Genomic DNA, 19701 nt, shown 5'->3' with positions numbered 1-19701 from the left:
AAACCACTGGATACGTTATTTCCCGCATAAAAAAGGGCGCCTCACGGCGCCCAGGAGAGCAAATCCGCGGGCTCAGCGATTGTCGTCGCTGGGCTGGGGGAGCGACGGCAGCGACTTGTCGAGCAGCTCGACGCTCTGACGATAGTAGAGCTGGCTCTTGTTGTGCTCGCCGAGGTTGGCATAGAGACGCGCCAGCTCGGCACACACCACACCGCTGGGCCGCTGGCGCTGACTGGCCTCGAAGTACTCCTGCGCCTTGCCCCAGTAGGCGTTGCGCAGCGACAAGCGGCCCAGCGTCAACAGCAGGTCGGGATCATTGGGGCGCTCCTGCAGCCACTTTTCGGCATAGACCAACTGGCGCGCCGCATCGACACTAAGCAAACCGTAGCGCAGCACCAGGCGGTGATCCCAGTGCTCCTTGAGCGAGTGGCGCAGCAGCCTCTCGGCGATGCCCTCCTCGCCACCGCGCACCAGCGCCTCAGCATAGATCACGACCAATTCGATATCGCCGCGCAGGTAGTCGGGCATATCGGCCCACAGGTTGCGCACCCGCTCGATATCGCTGGGCTGGCGCGCCGCCTGCACGATCAGCTCGCGATAGGCGCGCTGCTCGAGGGACTGGCGCTCCTCGGGTGCGATTAGCTGCTGGGCAGCGAGGCGTGGAATCAGCCGCCGCAGCCCGTCCCAGTCGTTGACGCTGAGATAGGCCTGCTTGAGCTGCTTGAGGACCTGGGGGTGGTTGGGCAGCTGCTTGTCGAGGCGGGTCAGCGTCGCCAGGGCCTCCTCGTACTGCTGGCGATCCAGCATCAACTGCGCCTGGACCATGCCCACCGCGGTGTCGGCGCCCTCGGTGCTCAGGTGGGCGCGCTTGAGCAGGGTGTCGGCCTGGTCGTAGCGGCCCTGATAGTGGGCCGCCAGCGCCGCGGAGAGGTAGTTGACCAGCGGCGTACTGGAGTCGTCCGCCGACTTGACCAGGGCCTTCTCGGCACGCTTCCAGCGCCCTTCGGCCAGCGCTACCAGGCCACGCACGGTGCTTTTCATGGCATTGCGATTACGGGTACGGCTGTTCCACAGTTTGAGCCGACTGACCGGATGGCGCAGACGGCTGAGTATCCTCAGCACAAAATGCAGTATCAGGAAACCGCCCAGTAGCAGGATCAGCCCGAACCAGAACGAGGTCTGTACAGAGGTGTCACCGACCCGTATCAGCCAGTAGCCCGGCACGCTGACCATCAGCTGCCCAAATAGCGCCCCCAGCGCGAGGCCGAGAACGACGATGAGGATCAGTTTTCTCATGCCTCGTCTCCCTCGTCGTCGCCGTTACCGTTGAAGCGCCGCTCGATAAACTCGGCGAGCGCCTGCTGGGAGCCGCTGATGTCGGGCAGCTCGGGGCGGATCGCCGCTTCGCGCAGCTCGCCGAGCCGCTCGAGCACCCGCTGCACACCTTCGCTGTCGACGTCGTAGTAGGCCTCGACCAGGGCCATCGCCTTGTCGAGGCTGGCTTCATAGAGCGCTTCTTCTTCCTTGAGCAGGGCCAACTGGGACTGCTCGATCAGCAGCCGCACATTCTGGCGCAGGTAGGCCTCCTGCTCGGGAGCGATCAGTGCCTCCAGCGCCTCGTCGTGGCGGCGCACCGTGACAAGGTCGCGCAGCTCGGCGCCAAAGCGCGACAGCTGCTGCTGCCAGTCGCCGGAGGGCGGTTGCTCGATGCCTGACTCGGCGGCGATCTGTTCGATGTCCTGGCCCAGCGGCAGGCCGGCGAGTTGCTCTTGCTGGGCGTCGAGGGCCAGGTAGAGGCCGGTCCGGTCGACTCGCGGCACCGCGTCCAGCGCCGCCAGCTCGGAGGAGATAGCCCGGCGCACCGGGGTAAGCGCCGGGTTGTCGGCGTCGCGCAGGCGACCGTCGGCGGTGCGCAGCAGCGCTGCGGCACCATCGGCGTCACGCTCCAGCTGCAGGCGCTGGTTGGCCAGGCGCAGCAGGTAGGCGGCCTCGGCGTGGAGCCATTCGCGCTCATCTGCGTCCTGTTCGCTGGAGAGCTCGTCGAGCACCCGATCGAGGGTGGCGTCGACCTCACCGCGGTAGTCATCAAACTCGCCGCGCAGGCTAGCCAGGGCGTCATCCAGGGCCGCATCGCGCTCGCTTTCGCCGTCGTCGAGGCGCTCTTCCAGTGCCGCCAGTTCGTCACGGCTGGCGGCATCCCCGCTACGCGACTCGAGATCGGCGATGCGCTGCTGCTGCGCCTCGAGCCGCTCCCAGCCCTGCCACGCAGCCAACAGCAGGGCCAGGCCGAGCAGTACGGCCAGTACCAGCGCAATCAACCCGGTCTTGCTGCCACCACCGTCCTCGGGGGGCGGCGTGGCAGTTTGCGGCGGCGGCGGTTGCTTGTCAGGGCCAGCGCCGCTCTTGCCGCCGGTCGACTTGGCGGAGGTCTTGGCATCGGCCTTGTCTGCACCGGTCTTGGGCGTCGCGCTCGTTGGCTTGTCTGCCGGCTTGTCGGTCGGAGTGTCGCCGCCCGCGTCACCATCGCCACGTGGCGCGCCGGAGTCCGGTGTGTCACCCGCCTTGGCTGGGCTAGCAGCGCTGTCGGCAGGCGCCTTGGCGGCGGCATTGCCGGACGCCTTGGCGCCGCGGCGGCGGCTACGCGGGCGGCCACCGCTCTTGTTCGCCGCAGCCGTGTCAGATGAGGTCGCAGCGGCGCTGTCCGCGTCGCGGGAAGACGCGTCAGGCGGCGTCTCATCGGATGGCGTCTGGTTATCGTCCTGATCGTGTGGTTGCTTGCTCATCTGTCGCTAGCCCTTTTCAAGATCGTCATGATCGATTGCTGCGCCATCGTCCCGCCCGTGGATACCGGCGACTGCTGCACTCAGGGCCGCTACCGAGGCGCCGGCGGCGAGCCGCACATCGGTAAACCCCAAGCCGACTGCCAGTGTAGCCAAACGCCGACTGGAAACGATTAGCGGTTGGTTCAAGGCGCGTGTCTGACACCATCCTGCCAGATATTCGAGCAGTTCTCCGCTGGAGATCACCAACGCAGCGTAGCTGCCATTCGCCAGCCGCTCGGCAACGGGCCCCCGCGGCGGACGCATCACTCGTCGATAGAGTGCCAGACGCGTGACCCTGGCGCCACGCGCTGCCAGCGTTTCGGCAAGCAGCGGTCGGCCGCCTTCACCGGCCACCAGCAGTACCTTCTGCTCGTCGAGGCGCGCCAGCGACGGCAGCGCCAGCAGATCCTCGCTGGTGTCACCGCTGCCTGGCGGTGGCAGATGCACGCTCACCCCGAGGCAGCGATGCAGCGTGGCAGCGGTGGCCTGCCCCACCGCATAGAAGGCTGGCCCCAGCGGCAGCTGCGGCCAGTAGCGGTCGAGCGCCTCGGCCAGCCGTTCGGCGGCATAGGGGCTGACCACCACGATCCGCGTAAACTGATCGACATCCAGCCAGATATTGCGCTGCTGGGCGTCCTCGTCCAGCGGCTCGAGGTCCATCACCTCTAGATGCTGAGGGGTATGCCCCTGAGCGGCGAGCGCCGCAGCCAGCTGTTCGCCGCGTTCGCCGGGGCGCGTCAGCAGGATCGGTAGCGTCATCAGACGTCGCCGTAGACCTGTGCCAGGATCTCGCCGGCGCCCTGATCGAGCAGCTCCTCGGCCACGCGAATGCCCAGTGTTTCCGGCTCGCTGGCCGAACCGCGGCCCTCGGCGCGCAGCACCTGGGTGCCTTCGGGGTTGCCCACCAGCGCCCGCAGCCACAGCGTCTGGCCGTCGTTCTCGAATATCGCATGGCCGCCGATGGGTACCTGGCAGCCGCCCTCGAGGCGGGTGTTCATGGCGCGCTCGGCGCGCACCCGCGTCGCGGTATCGGGATCGTCGAGCGGCGCCAGCAGCTCGATCAGCGCGTGGTCGTCGCTACGGCACTCGATCCCCAGCGCGCCCTGGCCACAGGCCGGCAGACACACTTCCGGCGGTAGCTCGAGGGCGATACGCTCGGCAAGCCCCAGACGGCGCAGGCCAGAGGTCGCCAGGATGATGGCGTCGAACTCGCCGGCGTCGAGCTTGCCGAGGCGGGTCTGAACGTTGCCACGCAGGCTCAGCACTTCGAAATCGGGACGCGCCTCGCGCATCTGCAGGCCGCGGCGCAGGCTGGACGTACCGATGCGCGCGCCCTCGGGCAGTTCATCGATCGAGGCGTAATGATTGGAGACGAAGGCATCGGTGGGCTCGGCGCCGGCCAGGATCACCGACAGCCCCAGGCCTTCGGGAAAGTGCATCGGCACGTCCTTCATCGAGTGCACGGCGATATCGGCGCGGCCGTCGAGCATCGCCTCTTCGAGCTCCTTGACGAACAGGCCCTTGCCGCCGACCTTGGCCAGCGGGGTATCGAGGATCTTGTCGCCGCGGGTGGACATCGCCACCAGCTCCACCTCTAGACCAGGGTGTTCTGCCATCAGTCGGTCACGCACATGTTCCGCCTGCCACATGGCGAGCAGGCTCTTGCGGGTGGCAATACGCAGGGTGGTATAAGCGGGCACGGAAGGCTCCCTGGATGAGCCCGACCAACGTTGGCCGGACAATGAGCAAGGCGAGGCGCGATGTCCTCGCGTGATGCCCCCATCATAATGCACCCGCGCTAGCAGGAAAAATGCGCCGCTAGCCGGCCTGCACGCGGCGTGGCCAGTCTGCGCGACTCTGTTACACTTTGCGGCCATGAGCGCGTGTCTTTGACCGTATAACCGCCGACAAGATCACTGCAGGATGTCCAGCCCGATGACCAAGCCTACCAATCAGTCCTGGGGCGGCCGCTTCAGCGAGCCCACCGACGCCTTCGTCGCCCGCTTCACAGCCTCGGTGGACTTCGACCAGCGCCTCGCCGAGCACGATATCCGCGGCTCCATCGCCCATGCCACCATGCTGGCCAGGGTCGGCGTGCTTAGCGAAGCCGAGCGCGATGCCATCATTGGCGGGCTCGGCGAGATCGCCGAGGAGATCGCCCGCGGCGAGTTCGCCTGGTCGGTGCCGCTGGAAGACGTGCACATGAACATCGAGGCACGCCTGACCGACAAGATCGGCATCACCGGCAAGAAGCTGCACACCGGCCGCTCGCGCAACGACCAGGTAGCCACCGACATTCGGCTGTTCCTGCGCGACGAGATCGACGTGGTCGACGCCGAACTGAGCCGCCTGCGCGAAGGCCTGATCGAACTCGCCAGCCGCGAGGCCGACACCATCATGCCCGGCTTCACCCATCTGCAGACCGCCCAGCCGGTGACCTTTGGCCATCACCTGCTGGCCTGGCAGGAGATGGTCGCCCGCGACCAGCAGCGCCTCGCCGACTGCCGCAAGCGCGTCAACGTGATGCCGCTGGGAGCCGCCGCACTGGCCGGCACCACTTACCCCATCGATCGCCACGTCACCGCCGAGCTGCTGGGCTTCGACCGCCCGGCGGAGAATAGCCTCGACGCGGTCAGCGATCGCGACTTCGCCATCGAGTTCACCGCCTTCGCCAGCCTGCTGCTGATGCACCTGTCGCGGATGAGCGAGGAGCTGGTGCTGTGGACCAGCGCCCAGTTCGACTTCATTGACCTCCCCGACCGCTTCTGCACCGGCTCGTCGATCATGCCGCAGAAGAAGAACCCCGACGTGCCGGAGCTGGTGCGCGGCAAGAGCGGCCGCGTCTACGGCCACCTGATCAGCCTGCTGACGCTGATGAAATCGCAGCCGCTGGCCTATAACAAGGACAACCAGGAGGACAAGGAGCCGCTGTTCGACACCCTCGACACCGTCAAGGGCTGCCTGCGCGCCTTCGCCGACATGATCCCGGCCATCGAAGCCAAACCCGACAACATGCGTGACGCCGCGCGGCGCGGTTTCTCCACCGCCACCGACCTGGCCGACTACCTGGTACGCAAGGGCGTGGCCTTTCGCGACGCCCACGAGATCGTCGGCCAGTCGGTGGCCTACGGCATCGAGCAGCGCAAGGATCTCTCCGAGATGAGCCTCGACGAGCTGCGTCAGTTCTCCGACGAGATCGGCGACGATGTCTTCGAGGTACTGACCCTTGAGGGCTCGGTGGCGGCACGCAACCATATCGGTGGCACCGCACCGGATCAGGTGCGCGCCGCCGCCCAGCGCGCCCGCGACGACCTGGCGCGGAGGCCGGCATGATCGCGCGCGCCGCCCTGCTCGCCGTGACGCTGCTGCTGGTCGCCGGCTGCGGCCAGAAGGGGCCGCTCTATCTGCCCGACGACCGCCAGGCCGCCGAGCGCTACGGCGACCCGGCCGAGGCCACCACCCCCGACGACGAGAGCTGAGCATGGACCATTTCGAATACCGCGACGGGGTGATGTACGCCGAAGAGGTACCGCTGGTGCAGGTCGCCGAGCGCTTCGGCACCCCCTGCTACGTCTACTCCCGGGCCACCCTAGAGCGCCATTTCCGCGCCTACAGCGAGGCGCTGGGCAGCCATCCGCATCTGATCTGCTACGCGGTCAAGGCCAATTCCAACCTGGCGGTGCTGGGCCTGCTGGCCCGCCTCGGCGCCGGCTTCGACATCGTCTCGGTGGGCGAGCTGGAGCGGGTGCTGGTCGCCGGCGGCGACCCCGCCAAGGTGGTGTTCTCAGGCGTTGCCAAGCAGGAGAACGAGCTGGCCCGAGCGCTCGAGGTGGGCATCAAGTGCTTCAACGTCGAGTCGCTGCCGGAACTGGAGCGCCTCGACGCCGTGGCCGGCGGACTGGGCAAGGTCGCGCCGGTGTCGCTGCGGGTCAATCCCGACGTCGACGCCAAGACCCACCCCTATATCTCCACCGGCCTCAAGGCCAACAAGTTCGGTATCCCGGTGGACGAGGCGCTGACGGTCTATGAGCGCGCCGCGGCGCTGCCCAACGTCAAGGTGGTCGGGCTCGACTGCCATATCGGCTCGCAGCTTACCGAATTGGCGCCATTTCTCGACGCCCTCGACCGGCTTCTACTGCTGCTCGACAAGCTCAAGACCCGCGGCATCGAGGTCGAGCACCTCGATCTCGGCGGCGGCCTCGGCGTGCCCTACCGCGACGAACGCCCGCCGGCACCGTTCGACTACGCCGCATCGCTGCTCGAGCGGCTCTCCCAGTGGCAGCAGGGCGCGCCGCTGACGCTGCTGTTCGAGCCCGGCCGCTCGATCGCCGCCAACGCCGGGGTGCTGCTGACCCGGGTCGAGTTTCTCAAGCCTGGCGAGGAGAAGAGCTTCGCCATCGTCGACGCCGGCATGAACGACCTGATCCGCCCGGCGCTCTATCAGGCGTGGCAGGCGATTCTGCCGGTGGATACCCGCCAGCCGCGTGACACCGGCACCTTTGACGTAGTCGGCCCGGTCTGCGAGACCGGCGACTTCCTCGGCAAGGAGCGTGAGCTGGCGATCGCCGCCGGCGATCTGCTGGCGGTCCGCTCGGCGGGCGCCTACGGTTTCGTGATGGCCTCCAACTACAACAGCCGCCCGCGGCCCGCCGAGGTCATGGTCGACGGCGACCGGCTCCACCTGGTACGTCGCCGCGAGCGCCTCAGCGACCTGTGGGCCGGTGAGGCGCTGCTGCCCGAGGAGGCGCGCTGATGCTGCTGCACTTCACCAAGATGCATGGGCTGGGTAACGACTTCATGGTCGTCGATCTGGTCACCCAGCGTGCGCGACTGCGCGACGAGCAGATTCGTCAGCTGGCCGACCGTCACCTCGGCATCGGCTTCGACCAGCTGCTGATCGTCGAGCCGCCCCACGACCCGGACATGGATTTCCGCTATCGGATCTTCAACGCCGACGGCAGCGAGGTGGAGAATTGTGGCAACGGTGCGCGCTGCTTCGCGCGCTTCGTCCGCGACCAGCGCCTGACCCACAAGCATGAGATTCGCGTCGAGACCTGCGGCGGCCCATTGACCCTGACGGTGGAAAACGACGGCCAGGTCAGCGTCGACATGGGGGCGCCGCGCTTTGCGCCCCAGGCGATTCCCTTCGACGCCGCCGAGGAGCGGCCCTACTACCCGCTCGAGGTCGACGGCGAGTCGCTCGAGATCGGCGCGGTGTCGATGGGCAACCCTCACGCAGTTCTCCGCGTTGACAGCGTCGATGCCGCGCCGGTGGCACGCCTGGGGCCCCTCATCGAACACCACCCGCGCTTTCCACAGCGGGTCAACGTCGGGTTCATGCAGATCGTCTCGCCTCACGAAATCCGCCTGAGGGTCTTCGAGCGCGGCAGCGGCGAGACCCTGGCCTGCGGCACCGGCGCCTGCGCGGCGGCGGCTTGGGGCATCCGCCAGGGCCTGCTGGAGAGCCCGGTGACCGTGCACCTGCCAGGCGGCACCCTGAGCATCGACTGGTCCGGTGGCGACGCCAGTCTGACCATGACCGGCCCGGCGACCCGGGTCTTCGACGGCCGGGTGGCGCTGACCTGAGCATCTCGTCCATTCTGCAGCGATAGAAGGAGTCCCGCATGGCCCGAGCCCCGGTCCCCGAACCGCGCCAGACGCTGGCCCCCGAGCGCGTCGCCGAATGGCTGGCGCGACACCCCGACTTCTTCGTCGGCCGTGAGGGCCTGCTACAGCAGCTCAAGGTGCCGCACCCCGAGACGCGGGGCGCCACCTCGCTGCTCGAGCGGCTGGTTCACGACCTGCGTGAGCGTGCCGAAAGCGCCGAATGGCGGCTGGAGCAGCTGCTCGAGTCGGCACGTCATAACGAGGCTCAGTACCGGCGTATCCGTGAAATGGTGCTGGCGCTGCTCGAGGCCGAGGACAACGATGCCATGGGCCAGGCCCTGGCCACTCAGTTGGCCGAGCGTTTTCGCACCCCGGCGGTGGCGCTATGGTGCCCGGCGAGCCTCACCGACCGCGAGCCGCGGCCGCCGCAAGCGCCACGCCATGTGCTCGACGATGCTGCCAGTACCCGCCTCGCGGCACTGCTCGACGGCCGCACCAGCCGCTGCACGCGGCTCACCGCCACCGACTGGAAGCGCCTCCTGCCGCACCTGCCGCCACCGGAACAGCCTGGCTCCTGCGCCATTACCCGACTGTCGCTGGGCGAACCGCTGGGCTATCTGGTACTGGCCAGCAGCGACCCGGAGCACTTCCGCGCCAGCCTCGACACCCTGTTCACCGAGTACCTCGGCGACGTGGTGGCACGCCTGCTGATCCGCCACGGGAGCGCGGAGTGAGTGCCCTCCTCGGCGAGATCGAGACCTTTCTGGCCGAGCTCGCCGCCAGCGCCAGCCCGGCCACCGTCGATGCCTATCGCCGCGACCTGGAGGCGCTGACGCGCTTTGCCGACGCGGCCGGGCTCGATGCCTGGAGTGCCCTCGATCTGGCACTGGTGCGCCGTTTCCTCGGTGCCGAGCGCAGCCGCGGCCTGGCGCCGCGCAGCCTGGCGCGACGCCGGGCCGCGCTGTCGCGCTTTGCCGACCATCTGGTGCGCCGCGGCCTGCAGGCCCACAATCCGGTAAGCCTGACCCAGGCGCCGCGCCAGCCGCGCCACCTGCCGCGCCCGGTGGATGTCGACCTGCTCGGCCGCTTTCTCGATACCCCCCACGACGACTCGCCCCTGGCGTGTCGCGACCAGGCCATGCTCGAGCTGCTCTACTCCAGCGGCCTGCGCCTCGCCGAACTCGCCGCACTGGATATCGACCAGCTCCAGGCCCAGCGGGTCAGGGTCATCGGCAAGGGCAGCAAACCGCGCCAGGTGCCGGTGGGCAAGCGCGCGCGTCAGGCCCTGGAGGCCTGGCTGGCGGTGCGCGGCCAGCTCGCCGCCAGCGACGAGGCGGCACTGTTCGTCGGCCAGCGCGGGCGCCGCCTGGGTCATCGGGCGATCCAACTGCGCCTCGCCGCGCTGGCGCGTGAACGCGGCCTGCCGGAGCACCTCCACCCCCACCGCCTGCGCCACTCCTTCGCCAGTCATCTGCTGGAATCGAGCCAGGATCTGCGCGCGGTGCAGGAGCTGCTCGGCCACGCCAACCTCTCCACCACCCAGGTCTACACACGCCTCGACTGGCAGCATCTGGCCACCAGCTACGACGCCGCCCACCCGCGGGCCAAGCGCCGCCGTGACACCCCCGACTCCAGTTCTTGAGACGCCTGCCATGCCGCCCATCGATACGCTGACCTTCGACCTCGACGACACCCTGTGGGACAACCATCAGGTGATGGTCAAGACCGAAACTGGCCACTACGCCTGGCTCGACGAGGCCCTGACCGCCTGGCTGTCCCCTCCTAGCGAGACGCCCCGAGCCGGTTTCACCGAACGCTTCCCACTGGAGAGCTTCGTCGCCCGACGCCAGCAGCTCGCTCGCGCACACCCCCTGCGGCGCGGCGACTTCACCTGGATTCGCCAGCGCGCCCTGACCGAGCTGCTGATGGAGTACGGCCTCGGCCAGGACGACGCCAGCCACTGGGCGGCCCGCGCCATGGAGCGGTTTATGGCCCTGCGGCATCAGGTGGAACCCTATGCAGAGGTCGATGCCCTGCTCACGGCCTTGGCCGGGCGCTACCGACTGGCCAGCATCACCAACGGCAACGTGGACATCGCCCGGCTGCCGATCGCGGCGCATTTCAGGGTGTCCATTGCCGCCGGCGAGATGCTCGCGCCCAAGCCCGATGCGCGCCCCTTCCTGGCCGCCCTGGCACGCCTGGGCAGTCGACCGTCGCGGGCGCTGCACGTCGGCGACTCGTGGCGCGAGGATGTTCTGCCCGCTCAGCGGCTGGGCATGCAGGTGGCGTGGATCGACATCCACGACAAGGGGGCCGCCCGGCTACCGCCGGGGGTGCATCGCTTGCGTCATGTCAGCGAGCTGCCAGCGCTGCTGGCGCGCCTCGACTAGTCAGCTACTAGCCATTCGTCCAGCTTGGCCTGGGCCTCATCGACACCCTCGCGCTTGAGCGACGAGAATAGCTGCACGCTGACCAGGTCCTCCCATTCGCGCAGCCTCCCGCGCACCTTGTGTAGCTCGTTCTTGGCCGCGCCGCTCTTCAGCTTGTCGGCCTTGGTCAGCAGGATATGCACCGCCATGTCCTGCTCGTCGGCCCAACCGAGCATCATCTCATCGAATTCGCTGAGCGGATGGCGTACGTCCATGACCAGCACCAGGCCGCGCAGCGACTGGCGGCGCTGCAGATAGTCGGCAAGGTGGCGCTGCCACTCGAGCTTGACCTTCTCCGGCACCTTGGCGAAGCCGTAGCCGGGCAGGTCGACCAGCCGCTGGGACTCACCGCCAACCAGCGAGAAGAAATTGATCAGCTGAGTGCGCCCGGGCGTCTTGGAGGTTCGCGCCAGCGCCTTCTGCTGGGTCAAGGCGTTGATCGCGCTCGACTTGCCGGCGTTGGAGCGGCCGGCGAAGGCGACTTCGGCACCGGCATCGGGTGGGCACTGTGCCAGGGTAGGGGCACTGGTGAGGAAGCGGGCAGTCTGATAATTGAGGCGCGACATGAGGCAGAGAGATCCTGTCTGGGGCCGGTATACGACGATTGATGGCGCACAGCGCAGTGCAGCCGCATTCACGTTATCGGGCGGATTCGTTATAATGCGGTGTCTTTTGTCTGCGACCTGGGGCACGCTAGTGTACCACCGTGCTCTCGTCGACAGCGACCTGCCCGCTTACGGCATGGCTGTCGCGCGACTGGCGGGCTCGGCTGCGGTCACCGCGGGCCCGGGCGGCACCCAGGGTGCGTACCGGTAAACAACGAAACGGCATAGTGAATTAGCGATGAGAAAGTTACTGGCAAGCCTGGCAATTACCATGGGCGCCGTTGGCGTGGCCCACGCAGAAGAAATCGAAGGGGATCCGGCCGCCGGTCAGGAGCTGGCGGGCACCTGCGCCGCCTGTCACGGCCAGGAGGGCATCAGCCCGTCGGCCTCCTTCCCGCATCTGGCGGGACAGCAGGCCTCCTATCTCGCCAAGCAGATCAAGGATATCCGCGACGGCCATCGCGTGGTTGCCCAGATGGCCGGTCAGGTCGACGACTACTCCGACCAGGATGCCTGGGACGTGGCGGCCTTCTACGCCGAGCAGAACATCAATATCGGCGAAGCCGACGATGATGCCGAGCTGCTGGCACGCGGCGAAGAGCTCTACCGTGGCGGCGACATGGCCAAGGGTATCCCCTCCTGTGCCGCCTGCCACACCCCCAGCGGCGAGGGCATCGGCAGCGCCGTCTACCCGGGCCTTTCCGGTCAGTTCCCCGACTACACTGTGTCGACGCTGCAGGACTTCGCTGCCGGCGAGCGTAGCAACGATCCCAACAACATGATGCGCGACATCGCCGCCAAGATGAGCGATGCCGACATGGAAGCGGTGGCCAACTACCTCTACGGCCTGCACGACTGAGCCACCTGCGACACACTGTCACGCCTCGCCGTGACAGGCACTGCGGAGGCGGCCAGTGGCCGCCTCCAGCGTTTTACCGCATGACGATTTGCTGCATCATGCGTCGGGAACCCTGATCGGTCGAGCCGTTCAAAGTATGGCGCCCGACCTGCCGGGCCCTACGCCCCATGTGCCAAGGAGAATCTACGCATGTTCAAGACGTTGATGGTAGCCGTCGCCGGTCTCGGCCTGTCCGGCCTGGTTGCGGCCCAGGACGTGGTCGAAGGCCAGCACTACGAGGTCCTCGACAAGGCCGTGGATACCCGCATTGACGAGGACATGACCGAGATCAGCATGATCGAGGTCACCGAAGTGTTCTGGTACGGCTGCCCACACTGCAATCGTCTGCAGCCCAGCCTCAATGCCTGGATCGAGGAGCTCGACGAGGACGTCGCGGTGATCCATATGCCGGCCACCATGGGCGGCGACTGGAACAAACATGCGGCCGTCTATTACGCCGCCGAGGAACTGGGCATCATCGACGAGATCCATGCCGACATCTTCGATGCCATTCACGAGCAGGGCCGCTCGCTCACTGACGACGACGACATCGCCGCCTTCTTCAGCGACTACGGCGTCAGCGAAGACGAGGCGCACCAGGCACTGACCTCCTTCGGCGTACGCAGCCAGGTCAACCAGGCCCATTCACGGATGCGTGCCATGGAGTTGATGGGCGTCCCCGCACTGGTCGTCGACGGCCGCTACGTGGTCAGCCCGTCGAGTGCCGGCAGTCTGGAGAACATGCCCCAGGTCGCCGATGCACTGATCAGCAAGGTGCGTGAAGAACGGAGCCAGTAACCGTGAGCCAGGCCGATGTCCTGCATCGTCCCCACGATGCCAGCCACCTGCGGCTGCTGACCTTCAATCTGCAGGTCGGCATTCACACCTCGGCCTATCATCACTACCTGACGCGTAGCTGGCAGCACTTCCTGCCCCATCCCAAGCGCGCCGGGCGCCTCGATCTGATGAGCGAGGTGCTCGGCAAGTTCGATATCGTCGGCCTGCAGGAGGTCGACGGCGGCAGCTTCCGCTCCGGCAACGTCAATCAGGTCGAGTACCTGGCCAGCCGCGGCGGCTTCCCGCACCACTTCCAGCAGCTCAACCGCAACCTGGGGCGCTTTGCCCAGCACAGCAACGGCCTGCTGTCGCGGCTGCCACCGGCGCGTATCGAAGAGCACCGCCTGCCCGGCACCATGCCCGGGCGCGGCGCCATCCACGCCAGCTATGGCGAGGGCCCAGATGCGCTGCACCTGTTCGTTGCCCACCTGGCGCTGAGCCACCGCGCGCGGGTGCGCCAGCTCGACTATCTCAGCGAGATCATCGCGCCGCTGCGTCACGTGGTGGTAATGGGCGATCTCAACTGCACCCCCGAGCAGCTGCACACCCACGACCGCTTCTGCCGCTCGCTGCCGCTGCATCCGGTCATGCCGCTGCCCAGCTACCCCTCCTGGCAGCCGCGCCGAGCGCTGGATCACATCCTGCTCTCGTCATCGCTGGCCACCACCGAGGTGCGGGTCCTCGACCAGCTGTTCTCAGATCACCTGCCGATCGCCGTCGATCTGACCCTGCCGCTGGCCTGCCAGCAGGCCCTGGGCCGCATCAAGTCCACGGGGTGAGCCGCCCCAACCAAGGGACGCCTGGGGCAGGTCGAGGGGGCTCGCCCCAGAGCGATGGTGGGTGATTTTGTGCGCATAATCGGCGATCATGTCGCGCCACGCTAGAACAACCGTTTACCGTTGAGAGGTCCCATGAGCCGCGCGACTCGCGAGCCGGTGCTGCTATCCCGACTCGATGCTTTCACCGAGGTGATCGGCCGCAGCATTGCCTGGCTAGTACTGGTGATGATGCTGGTGCAATTCGCCATCGTGGTGATGCGCTATCTATTCAACGTGCACAGCATCGTCATGCAGGAGTCGGTGATGTATATGCACGCCATGGTGTTCATGCTCGCCGCCGCCTTCACCCTCAAGCATGACGGCCACGTGCGCGTCGACGTCTTCAATCGTCGCATGTCGCCCCGCGGCCGGGCCTGGGTGGAGCTGTTCGGCACCCTGCTGCTGCTGATTCCGGTGGTGCTGTTCCTGGGCCTCGGCAGCCTGCGCTATGTGGCCAGCAGCTGGGCGATCCTCGAGCGCTCCTCCGACGGCGGCCTGCCGGCGGTGTTCCTGCTCAAGACGCTAATTCCGCTGATGTGCCTGCTACTGCTGCTGCAGGGCATCGCCCAGGCCTGGCGTCAGGTGCTGATCCTGCGCGGACGTCTGCCCGCCGAGAAGACCCACGAGCACGAGGAGATACTGTAAGTGGAAGCCGTGCTCATCTATATGCCGTTCCTGCTGTTCTTCGCCGTATGCGGCGTCCTGATGCTGGGCTACCCGGTGGCGCTGTCGCTGGCCGGCACCGCACTGGCCTTCGCCGGCCTCGGCTTTGCACTGCAGAGCCTGGGCGTGGCGGTGCCCTTCGAAGGGCGTTACATGTCGGCCATGCCCAACCGCCTCTACGGCATCATGACCAACCAGACGCTGCTGGCCGTGCCGCTGTTCGTGTTGATGGGGGTACTGCTCGAGAAGTCGCGGGTCGCCGAGACCCTGCTCGACGCCATGGCGCTGCTGTTCGGGGCGCTGCGCGGCGGACTGGGCATCTCGGTGATATTGGTCGGCATGCTGCTGGCCGCCTCCACCGGGATCGTCGGCGCCACCGTGGTGACCATGGGCCTGCTATCGCTGCCGACCATGCTCAAGCGCGGCTACTCACCGGCGCTGGCTACCGGCACCATCTGCGCCACCGGCACCCTGGGCCAGATCATCCCGCCGTCGATCGCCCTGGTGCTGCTCGGCGACGTGCTCTCCAACGCCTATCAGCAGGCCCAGCTGTCGATGGGCGTATGGAGCCCACGCACCCTGTCGGTGGGCGACCTGTTTATCGGCGCGCTGATCCCCGGCCTGATCCTGGTGGTGGCCTATATCCTCTATGTGGCGGCGGTGGCCTGGCTCAAGCCCGAGACCGCACCGCCCGCCGACCGCCAGGAGCTGATGCGCGAACTCGACTATCGCGGCAGCCTGTGGCCGCTGCTGCTCAAGGGGCTGGTGCCGCCGGTACTGCTGATCGTCGCGGTGCTGGGCTCGATCCTCGGCGGCTTCGCCACCCCCACCGAGGCATCGGCGGTGGGCGCCTTCGGCGCGCTGCTACTGGCGCTCGCCAAGCGTCGACTGTCGTTTACCATCCTCAAGGACGTGGCGCGCACCACCACCCACGTCACCAGCATGGTCTTTCTGATCCTGATCGGCGCGGCGCTGTTCTCGCTGGTGTTCCGCGCCTACGGCGGCGAGCACCTGGTCACCGACCTGTTCGAGGCGCTGCCCGGCGGGGTGATCGGTGCCACCCTGGTGGTGATGCTGGTGATCTTCCTGCTCGGCTTTATTCTCGACTTTATCGAGATCACCTTCGTGGTGGTGCCGATCGTCGGGCCGGTGCTGCTGGCCATGGGCGTCGATCCAATCTGGCTGGGGATCATGATCGCCATCAACCTGCAGACCTCGTTCCTGACGCCGCCCTTCGGCTTCGCGCTGTTCTATCTGCGCGGCGTAACCCCGGATTCGGTGCCGACCACCGCCATCTACCGCGGCGTGATCCCGTTTATCCTGCTGCAGCTGACGATGCTGGGAGCGCTGGCGCTGTTCCCGGCGCTGGCCACCTGGCTGCCCTCGGTGCTGTAGCAAGCGTTACTGGCACAGCGGCGCCAGCCAGGCGTGGGCCAGGTAGAGCACCACCGCGTAGCGGGTGCCCTTGGCAATAGTGATCAGCAGGATGGCCCGCCACCACGGCAGCCGGAACACCCCGGCCAGCACGGTCAACGGGTCACCGATCAGCGGCGCCCAGGAGAGCAACAGGCTCCACTCGCCGAAGCGGTGGTACCAGCGCTCAGCGCGGGCCAGCCCGGCCGGACTGGCGGGAAACCAGCGTCGATTCTGGAAGCGCCGCGCGTAGCGGCCCATCCAGACGTTGATCAAGCTGCCCAGGGTGTTGCCGCTGGTGGCCACCAGCCACAGCGCCAGCGCCGGCTGGCCGAGGCACCACTGGCGTGCCAGCCACACCTCAGAGCCACCGGGCAGCAGGGTGGCGCTGACCAGCGCCACCACGAACAGGCTCAGCATGGCGCCCACCCCATTGACTGCAGTAGCCTAGCCTTCATTGACTCCACCACCCTGACACCTTTGCCATGACCGCTCCCGTTACGATTCCCAATGCCCTGACTATTGCCGGTTCCGACCCCAGCGGTGGCGCCGGCATTCAGGCCGACCTCAAGACCTTCTCGGCGCTGGGCGCCTATGGTACCAGCGTGATCACCGCGCTGACCGCCCAGAACACCCAGGGCGTGCGCGGCGTTCACCCGGTGCCTGCCGACTTTATCGCCACCCAGCTCCGCACCCTGTTCGACGACGTCGAGATCGACGCGGTGAAGATCGGCATGGTGGCCAGCCTGGAGGTCGCCGAAGTGATCCGCGAGGCGCTTGCACGCCACCGCCCGCGCTGGGTGGTGCTCGACCCGGTGATGGTCGCCAAGAGCGGCGACGTGCTGGTCGACGATGCCGGTATTGCCGCAGTGCGCGACATCCTGGTCCCGCTGGCCGACCTGATCACCCCCAACCTGCCGGAGGCCGCGGTCCTGCTGGCGCGCAGCACGCCGACCAGCCCCGACGAGATGGAGGCGATGCTGCCAGCGCTGAGCAGCCTCGGCGCCCCCTATGTGCTGCTCAAGGGCGGCCACCTGCGCGGCGAGCGCTGCCCGGACCTGCTCGCCGAGGCCGGCGGCGCGCGCTGGCTCGACGGCCCGCGCATCGCCACCGACAACCTGCACGGCACCGGCTGCTCGCTGTCGTCGGCGGTCACCGCCTGCCTGGCCCGCGGCGACGATCTGCCCGCGGCGGTCGGCGCCGCCAAGCAGTGGCTGAGCGAGGCGCTCACCGCCAGTGCGCGGCTGCGGGTCGGCCGCGGCCGCGGCCCGGTGCACCACTTTCACGCCTGGTGGTGAACCCTCTGCTTGCAGGCTTGGGCAACTGGCACCATGCTGGTGAGTGACGGCGCCACCGGCGCCACGTGACCCGCATCGAGGGAGGGAAGCTCATGGCCCACACCCTGCTGTTTGCCTGCGACCTGTCCGCCGAGAACCGCGCCGCCTTTGCCCGCGCCCTGCGCATGGCCAACGAGAGCGGCGCGCGCCTCGATGTCATTCACGTGCTCGACCCCCATCTGCCGCACCAGGCGCTGCGCGATATCGAGCCGCTGGTGATCGAGGAGATGCAGCGCATCCTGACCGACCTGCGCGAGGACTACGCCCTCGCCGAGCCGGCTACCCTGCTGCAGACCGTGGCCGGCGCGCCCTATGCCGAGATCATCCGCGAGGCCCACGAGCGCAAGGCCGACATGATCGTGCTCGGCGCCCACCGCAAACGCGGCCAACTCGACCTAGTCGGCGGCACCACCCTGGCCCGTGTGTTGCGCGGCGCGCCCTGCCCGGTGCTCTCGGTGAGCCATGTGGCCACCCAGACCTGGCAGGATATCCTGGTGCCGGTCAACTTCTCGTTGGCCTGCCGCCACACTCTGCGCGAGACCCTCAAACGCTTCCCCGAGGCCAGCGTCACGCTGCTGCATGCCTGGAATATCCCCGGTGAGCGCGAACTCGGTTCGGACAACCACTATGCGCAGTGGCGAGATAGCGAGGTAGCGCGACTGCGCCAGCAACTGGAGCGCGAGATCGACCAGTTGATGGGCGAGTTCGATGCCGTGCCCGAGGTCCGCCTCGAGCTCGAGCAGGGTGATCCGCTGGAGGTGCTGCTGAATCGCCTGCGCCGCCAGCCGCCGGATCTGCTGGCGCTGGGTAGCCGCGGGCCGCTGGGCCGTCAGGGCCACCTCACCGAACAGCTTCTGGCAGAGCCGCACTGCGATGTAATGGTGTGTCGCGCCTGGTAGCCTAGCGCCCCGCCAAAACGGCACAGAACCTATACGAAGAGGAGAGGTCTGTAGGGGATCATACCCTGCCGATGGAGTTCCCATGCGCCCCGCAACCCTGTTCCGCGTCGCTGCGGCTATATTGATCCTGTGTCTAACCGTCAGCCCGGTTGCCCTGGCCCAGAGCGAGTCGCGGATCGAGGTGCGCGGTGCCGAATTCGCTACCCAGCTCGAAGACAACGGCACTCGCTACGTTCTGCTGGGCAGCGGTGTATTCCGCTATATGGTGTGGAACGCCTACGCCGGCGCCTACTACCAGGACGAAACCGCCAGCGCCCCGGCGCCGCAGTCCAACGTTCCCAAGCGGCTGGAGTTGGAGTACTTCCACGCCATCGAGGCCGATGATTTCGCCGAGGCGACCCGCGAGACGCTGCGCGACACCCTGGATGCCGAGGCCTTTGCCCGACTCAGTGACGAGTTGGAGACTTTCAATCAGGCCTACCGCGACGTGGCGCCCGGCGACCGCTACGCGCTGAGCTGGGACGGCAGCGAGCTGCGTCTGGCGCTCAACGCCGAGACGCTCTATCGCAGCGATGATCTGGCACTGGCCAACGCCCTGTTCGGCATCTGGTTGGGCAGCAACCCGCTGCGCCGCGATTTCCGCGACGCCCTGCTGGGGCGCTGAGCGGCTATACTGGCGCGCCGACCACCGCCACAGGAGCCCGCATGCGAGCATTGATTCAACGCGTACGCCGCGCCAGCGTAGAGGTCGACGGCCAGACCATTGGCGCTATCGACCACGGCCTGCTGGCGCTGATCGGCGTCGAGAAGGGTGACGATGAGGCCCGCGCCGACAAGCTGCTGCACAAGCTGCTGCACTACCGGGTGTTCAGCGACGCCGAGGGCAAGATGAACCGCAATGTGCAGCAGGCCGAGGGCGGGCTGCTGCTGGTCTCGCAGTTCACCCTGGCCGCCGACACCCACAAGGGGCTGCGCCCGAGCTTCTCCAGCGCCGCGCCGCCCGCCGAGGGTGAGCGACTGTTCACTTACCTGCTGACCCGCGCCCAGGCGAGCTGGCCGCGGGTCGCCTGCGGCGAGTTCGGCGCCGATATGCAGGTGGCGCTGATCAACGACGGGCCGGTGACCTTTCTGCTGGAGAGCTGAGAGCGCCAACGACGGTTGCATGGGCAGAGCCGGGGAAGCGCAAAAGCGACATATACCCCGGATTGCTGGTGCAAACGAAGCAACGTCCGGCGCTCGCCAGGGATGGCGAGCGAGGGTCACTCGTGAGGGATTATGTTGTGACCCGACGGACAGGTTGCGAGTGCAGCGCCAGGGTTTCAATCCGGGGGTCGCGACTTGCGCTTTCCCGGAGAATGCCATGAGTGCGCCGC

General features: G+C 67.5%; 22 protein-coding genes. 16 read left to right on the top strand and 6 right to left on the bottom strand.

The window, feature by feature from the left end; genetic code table 11:
• Nucleotides 1–72: 72 nt before the first annotated feature.
• The 4 genes from IEI94_RS06125 to hemC are packed head-to-tail and all read right to left on the bottom strand — an operon-like array spanning nucleotide 73 to nucleotide 4522.
• A complete protein-coding gene (locus tag IEI94_RS06125; protein WP_191166441.1) occupies nucleotides 73–1296 on the bottom strand; it encodes a heme biosynthesis HemY N-terminal domain-containing protein in 1224 nt (407 codons plus the stop codon).
• Nucleotides 1293–2783 carry a uroporphyrinogen-III C-methyltransferase gene (locus IEI94_RS06120; protein WP_191166440.1) on the bottom strand — a complete coding sequence of 497 codons (1491 nt, stop codon included), beginning with the start codon at nucleotides 2781–2783 and terminating at the stop codon, nucleotides 1293–1295. The genes IEI94_RS06125 and IEI94_RS06120 overlap by 4 nt, the downstream gene beginning before the upstream one ends.
• A gap of 6 nt (nucleotides 2784–2789) precedes the next feature.
• Complete coding sequence (locus tag IEI94_RS06115; protein ID WP_191166439.1) at nucleotides 2790–3581, bottom strand: uroporphyrinogen-III synthase; 792 nt, start codon at nucleotides 3579–3581, stop codon at nucleotides 2790–2792.
• Nucleotides 3581–4522 carry a hydroxymethylbilane synthase gene (gene hemC / locus IEI94_RS06110; protein ID WP_191166438.1) on the bottom strand — a complete coding sequence of 314 codons (942 nt, stop codon included), beginning with the start codon at nucleotides 4520–4522 and terminating at the stop codon, nucleotides 3581–3583. The genes IEI94_RS06115 and hemC overlap by 1 nt, the downstream gene beginning before the upstream one ends.
• A 235-nt stretch (nucleotides 4523–4757) precedes the next feature.
• Between hemC and argH the strand changes: the two genes are divergently transcribed.
• The 7 genes from argH to IEI94_RS06075 are packed head-to-tail and all read left to right on the top strand — an operon-like array spanning nucleotide 4758 to nucleotide 10819.
• Complete coding sequence (gene argH, locus IEI94_RS06105; protein WP_191166437.1) at nucleotides 4758–6155, top strand: argininosuccinate lyase; 1398 nt, start codon at nucleotides 4758–4760, stop codon at nucleotides 6153–6155.
• On the top strand, nucleotides 6152–6301 hold the full coding sequence (lptM, locus tag IEI94_RS06100) for an LPS translocon maturation chaperone LptM (RefSeq protein ID WP_191166436.1): 150 nt from the start codon (nucleotides 6152–6154) through the stop codon (nucleotides 6299–6301). The genes argH and lptM overlap by 4 nt, the downstream gene beginning before the upstream one ends.
• Before the next feature lie 2 nt (nucleotides 6302–6303).
• Nucleotides 6304–7575, top strand: a complete 1272-nt coding sequence (lysA, locus tag IEI94_RS06095) for a diaminopimelate decarboxylase (protein WP_191166435.1) — start codon at nucleotides 6304–6306, stop codon at nucleotides 7573–7575.
• The gene (gene dapF / locus IEI94_RS06090) at nucleotides 7575–8408 is read left to right on the top strand and encodes a diaminopimelate epimerase (RefSeq protein WP_191166434.1); all 834 of its coding nucleotides are present in this window, start codon (nucleotides 7575–7577) and stop codon (nucleotides 8406–8408) included. The genes lysA and dapF overlap by 1 nt, the downstream gene beginning before the upstream one ends.
• Nucleotides 8409–8446: 38 nt before the next feature.
• Nucleotides 8447–9163 (top strand): DUF484 family protein, encoded by a 717-nt coding sequence (locus IEI94_RS06085; RefSeq protein ID WP_191166433.1) that lies wholly within the window; start codon nucleotides 8447–8449, stop codon nucleotides 9161–9163.
• Entirely contained in the window at nucleotides 9160–10071 is a 912-nt protein-coding gene (locus IEI94_RS06080) for a tyrosine recombinase XerC (protein ID WP_191166432.1), read from the top strand. Before IEI94_RS06085 ends, IEI94_RS06080 begins: the two co-directional genes overlap by 4 nt.
• Nucleotides 10072–10081: 10 nt before the next feature.
• On the top strand, nucleotides 10082–10819 hold the full coding sequence (locus tag IEI94_RS06075) for an HAD family hydrolase (RefSeq protein ID WP_191166431.1): 738 nt from the start codon (nucleotides 10082–10084) through the stop codon (nucleotides 10817–10819).
• On the opposite strand, the gene yihA is transcribed toward IEI94_RS06075, so the two are convergent.
• Nucleotides 10816–11424: a ribosome biogenesis GTP-binding protein YihA/YsxC gene (gene yihA, locus IEI94_RS06070; protein ID WP_191166430.1), complete on the bottom strand. Its 609-nt coding sequence runs from the start codon at nucleotides 11422–11424 to the stop codon at nucleotides 10816–10818. The genes IEI94_RS06075 and yihA overlap by 4 nt on opposite strands.
• A gap of 277 nt (nucleotides 11425–11701) precedes the next feature.
• On the opposite strand from yihA, the gene IEI94_RS06065 reads away from it, so the two are divergent.
• The 5 genes from IEI94_RS06065 to IEI94_RS06045 all read left to right on the top strand — a co-directional run bounded on the left by IEI94_RS06065 (nucleotide 11702) and on the right by IEI94_RS06045 (nucleotide 16074).
• Nucleotides 11702–12322 carry a c-type cytochrome gene (locus IEI94_RS06065; RefSeq protein ID WP_191166429.1) on the top strand — a complete coding sequence of 207 codons (621 nt, stop codon included), beginning with the start codon at nucleotides 11702–11704 and terminating at the stop codon, nucleotides 12320–12322.
• A gap of 189 nt (nucleotides 12323–12511) precedes the next feature.
• Nucleotides 12512–13159, top strand: coding sequence for a thiol:disulfide interchange protein DsbA/DsbL (locus IEI94_RS06060; RefSeq protein WP_191166428.1), 648 nt, complete (start codon nucleotides 12512–12514; stop codon nucleotides 13157–13159).
• Nucleotides 13160–13161: 2 nt separating this feature from the next.
• Nucleotides 13162–13977 (top strand): endonuclease/exonuclease/phosphatase family protein, encoded by an 816-nt coding sequence (locus IEI94_RS06055; RefSeq protein ID WP_191166427.1) that lies wholly within the window; start codon nucleotides 13162–13164, stop codon nucleotides 13975–13977.
• Between the two features lie 132 nt (nucleotides 13978–14109).
• Nucleotides 14110–14661, top strand: a complete 552-nt coding sequence (locus IEI94_RS06050) for a TRAP transporter small permease subunit (RefSeq protein ID WP_191166426.1) — start codon at nucleotides 14110–14112, stop codon at nucleotides 14659–14661.
• Nucleotides 14662–14670: 9 nt separating this feature from the next.
• Nucleotides 14671–16074, top strand: a complete 1404-nt coding sequence (locus IEI94_RS06045) for a TRAP transporter large permease subunit (protein ID WP_318153369.1) — start codon at nucleotides 14671–14673, stop codon at nucleotides 16072–16074.
• Between the two features lie 6 nt (nucleotides 16075–16080).
• Here the strand turns inward: IEI94_RS06045 and IEI94_RS06040 are convergent, their stop codons facing one another.
• Nucleotides 16081–16512, bottom strand: coding sequence for a YqaA family protein (locus tag IEI94_RS06040; RefSeq protein WP_191166425.1), 432 nt, complete (start codon nucleotides 16510–16512; stop codon nucleotides 16081–16083).
• A 65-nt stretch (nucleotides 16513–16577) separates the two neighbouring features.
• Between IEI94_RS06040 and thiD the strand changes: the two genes are divergently transcribed.
• From thiD to dtd, 4 genes are all read left to right on the top strand, one after another.
• On the top strand, nucleotides 16578–17390 hold the full coding sequence (gene thiD, locus IEI94_RS06035) for a bifunctional hydroxymethylpyrimidine kinase/phosphomethylpyrimidine kinase (protein ID WP_191166424.1): 813 nt from the start codon (nucleotides 16578–16580) through the stop codon (nucleotides 17388–17390).
• A gap of 92 nt (nucleotides 17391–17482) precedes the next feature.
• Nucleotides 17483–18328, top strand: a complete 846-nt coding sequence (locus IEI94_RS06030) for a universal stress protein (protein ID WP_191166423.1) — start codon at nucleotides 17483–17485, stop codon at nucleotides 18326–18328.
• A gap of 82 nt (nucleotides 18329–18410) precedes the next feature.
• On the top strand, nucleotides 18411–18992 hold the full coding sequence (locus IEI94_RS06025) for a chalcone isomerase family protein (RefSeq protein ID WP_191166422.1): 582 nt from the start codon (nucleotides 18411–18413) through the stop codon (nucleotides 18990–18992).
• A 41-nt stretch (nucleotides 18993–19033) separates the two neighbouring features.
• Entirely contained in the window at nucleotides 19034–19471 is a 438-nt protein-coding gene (gene dtd / locus IEI94_RS06020) for a D-aminoacyl-tRNA deacylase (RefSeq protein WP_191166421.1), read from the top strand.
• The last annotated feature ends 230 nt before the right edge of the window (nucleotides 19472–19701 follow it).

Source organism: Halomonas sp. ML-15 (assembly GCF_014779595.1).
In the GTDB taxonomy this organism is placed as follows: domain Bacteria; phylum Pseudomonadota; class Gammaproteobacteria; order Pseudomonadales; family Halomonadaceae; genus Franzmannia.
The sequence above is the reverse complement of the archived record's forward strand: the minus strand, read 5'-3'. Positions and strand labels throughout refer to the sequence as shown.